This window comes from Myxococcus sp. AB036A (assembly GCF_006547355.1).
Classification (GTDB): domain Bacteria; phylum Myxococcota; class Myxococcia; order Myxococcales; family Myxococcaceae; genus Myxococcus; species Myxococcus virescens.
Genome location: NZ_VHLC01000211.1, coordinates 1 through 2625, shown reverse-complemented (window position 1 = coordinate 2625; position 2625 = coordinate 1). Strand labels below are relative to the sequence as shown.

The following is a 2625-nucleotide window of genomic DNA, read 5'->3' as shown; positions in this document are numbered from 1 at the left end:
GGGTGGCGGCGCGCAGGGGCATCGCACTCGCTCCGTGCTCGTCGTGGCGGAGACGGCGCTGGCGGTGCTGTTGCTGGTGTGCGCGGGGTTGTTGCTGCGCAGCTTCGTGCACCTGCAAAGGGCCAAGCCCGGCTTCGACCCCGAGGGCGTGCTGACGGTGAAGGTGGACCTGCCGCCGCTTCACTATGGCTTTGGGACCGCCGCGCCCGCGGCCTTCTATGACACGTTGCTCGAGCGGCTGCGGGCGTTGCCCGGCGTGGAGCAGGTTGGTGCCGTGAATGGGCTTCCATTGGATGGGGCCCGGTGGACCGTTCCCGTGAAGGACCCAATGCGGCCCTTTCCGGAGGGGACGGAGCCATGGCAGGCCAGCGTGCGCATCGTGACGCCCGGGGCGCTGGAGGCCCTGCGCGTGAAGGTGCTTCAGGGCCGGGGAATCTCGGCGGCGGACCAGGGCGCGGGTGGGCGCGCGGTGCTGGTCAACGCTGCGGCGGCGCGCCGCTTCTGGCCTGGCGAAGCGCCCTTGGGGCGTACGCTGGACACCGGCATGGACTGGGGCAGCGGTGCCATGGGCGGACGCGTGGTGGGCGTGGTGGACGACATGGCGCTGGAAGGGCTTGGCGCGCCGTCCCTGCCGGAGGTGTACGTGCCCTACGTGCAGGCGCGGACCACGAGCATGGTGGTGCTGCTGCGGACGAAGGGGGCGCCGCTCGACGTGGCTCCCGCGGCGCGCGCGGAGATTCGTGCGTTGGATGCGAGCCTGGCGCCAGGCAGCGTCCGCACGCTGGCCTCGGTGGTTGACCGCACGGTGGCGCCGCTGCGTTTCTACCTGTTGCTGGCGGGGGCCTTCGCGGCGCTGGCGATGGTGCTGTCGGCGGTGGGCCTCTATGGCGTCGTGGCCTACGCGGTGCTGCAGCGCACCCGCGAGCTGGGCATCCGCATGGCGCTGGGCGCGCGTCAGGCGCAGGTGCTGGGGTTGGTGCTCGGCCGCTACCTGGGATTGACGGCGTGTGGGCTCCTCATTGGATTGGGGCTGGCGGCGGCCACCAGCCGCGGCCTCACGCACCTGCTGAGCGGCGTGCGGCCCACGGACCCACTGACGTACGGGGCGGTGGCGGCGGTGCTGTTGGCGGTGGCCGTCCTGGCGGTGTTGCTGCCCGCGCGCCGGGCCGCACGCGTCTCCCCCGCGGTGGCGCTCCGGGCGGACTGAGCAGGCGTCCGGGGCCGCTTCGTTTCAACGGGGCGCGGCGGTCATCGTTCCGCGAGGAGGGACGGACGAGCTTGGAGGCGCGTTCCAGGGGCCGGGTCGCACCGTGGCACCGGGTGGCAACGCCGCCGGGCATGGTCACGGTTGGCTTCGGAGGCGAGGTGCGCCCTCCAGGACGAAAGGGGTCGGTCATGAAGCTCAAGGTGATTGGGATGATCGCGGGTCTGGCGTCGGGTGGCGCGGCTCTGGCGCAGGGCTCGCAAGAGCCGTCGATGCCGCAGGAGCCACCGATGCAGCAGGACCCATCGATGCAGCATCCACCCAGCAGCGGATCGCAGACGTCCGGCGGCATGCAAGGCAGTCAGATGCAGGGCCAGCAGGAGCTGAGCGGCTCCGTGGTGGCCCTGCGGAAGGACAAGGTCTTCATCAAGGATGAGAACGGCGCGGTGGTGGCGATGGGCGTGAACCACTCCACGCAAATCGATGGGAAGCCCATCGAGAAGCACCGGGACATCCACAGCCACCTCCGGCGTGAAATCAAGGAGGGGGACCAGGTCCGGACCAAGTTCAACGTGGAGAAGACGACCGAGAACATGGCGTCTTCCATCGAGAAGATGAACAAGTAGTCCACGCCGCACGGAACAGCCGCGGTCTGGAGCGTGACGGTGCAGGTTCACCGCCGCTCCGGCCGCGGCTTCCGCCGTTCCCGAATGCCTGAAGGGACTCGGCTGGCGCCGGACTTCCGTGAGGCGTTGAAGCTGCATTGCCTGCTCGACGCGATTGAGAAGGCGTCGGCGATGGGGCGGCGACAGATGTGGACGGAGTCGCTCTAGTGCGTCCGGGCCGCTTCCGCTTCGATGAGCCCGGCCAGAATCGTTCGGTGGCAGACCTGTTCGAGGATGCAATCCTTTGAACAGAGGAGGGTCACCGTCTCACCCTGCCGCACTCGCCTGGCGAGCGCGGTGATGGCTTCGTGCTGCGACGCCATCTCCTGGAGGTACCGCTCGCGGTAGGCATCCAGGGTGATGGGTGTGCGCCCCTTTCCATAGAAGGCGTCGAAGAGCTCCGGGCTGGGCGCCAGGTTGCTCTGCCACGCGTCCCACGTCTCCTTTGCCTTGGGCAGACCTCGGGGCCGGTAACGGCAGATGAGGACGCGGAAGCCGTCATCTGGCTCCGCTGGCACACACCAACGTTTGGTTTTGAGCGGCATCGCCGGGCAACCCTGAACCGGAGGGGCGGTATTCCATCCGCGGTGGACCGGATTTCTTACTGGGACGGAAAGGGTTCTGGCCCCGTTGGCCCGGGGTGATGTCCCCAAGTGCTTGGAAATGCTGGCCTCGGGGCTTGGATCGGCGGCGGCACGCGCCCTGCTATGGGGTGATGCAGCAGCGTGACGGGGCAGTACGGGGGGCGGGCAGGAC

General features: G+C 69.2%; 4 protein-coding genes. 3 read left to right on the top strand and 1 reads right to left on the bottom strand.

Features of this window, described 5'->3' with window-relative positions:
- From FL344_RS38075 to FL344_RS39885, 3 genes are all read left to right on the top strand, one after another.
- Window positions 1-1207: FtsX-like permease family protein (locus tag FL344_RS38075; RefSeq protein ID WP_141621940.1), on the top strand; the 1207-nt coding region annotated here is incomplete at its 5' end.
- A gap of 188 nt (window positions 1208-1395) precedes the next feature.
- On the top strand, window positions 1396-1830 hold the full coding sequence (locus FL344_RS38070; protein ID WP_141594677.1) for a hypothetical protein: 435 nt from the start codon (window positions 1396-1398) through the stop codon (window positions 1828-1830).
- An 84-nt stretch (window positions 1831-1914) separates the two neighbouring features.
- Window positions 1915-2037, top strand: a complete 123-nt coding sequence (locus tag FL344_RS39885; protein WP_255508275.1) for a hypothetical protein — start codon at window positions 1915-1917, stop codon at window positions 2035-2037.
- Here FL344_RS39885 and FL344_RS38060 read toward each other — a convergent pair.
- The gene (locus FL344_RS38060; RefSeq protein ID WP_141594260.1) at window positions 2034-2414 is read right to left on the bottom strand and encodes a DUF488 domain-containing protein; all 381 of its coding nucleotides are present in this window, start codon (window positions 2412-2414) and stop codon (window positions 2034-2036) included. The genes FL344_RS39885 and FL344_RS38060 overlap by 4 nt on opposite strands.
- Between the last annotated feature and the right edge of the window lie 211 nt (window positions 2415-2625).

Excerpts from the sequence above, each read along its gene's own strand:
- FL344_RS38070 (WP_141594677.1), top strand. The coding sequence starts at position 1,396 with ATGAAGCTCAAGGTGATTGGGATGATCGCGGGTCTGGCGTCGGGTGGC.
- FL344_RS39885 (WP_255508275.1), top strand. The coding sequence starts at position 1,915 with ATGCCTGAAGGGACTCGGCTGGCGCCGGACTTCCGTGAGGCGTTGAAG.
- FL344_RS38060 (WP_141594260.1), bottom strand. The coding sequence starts at position 2,414 with ATGCCGCTCAAAACCAAACGTTGGTGTGTGCCAGCGGAGCCAGATGAC.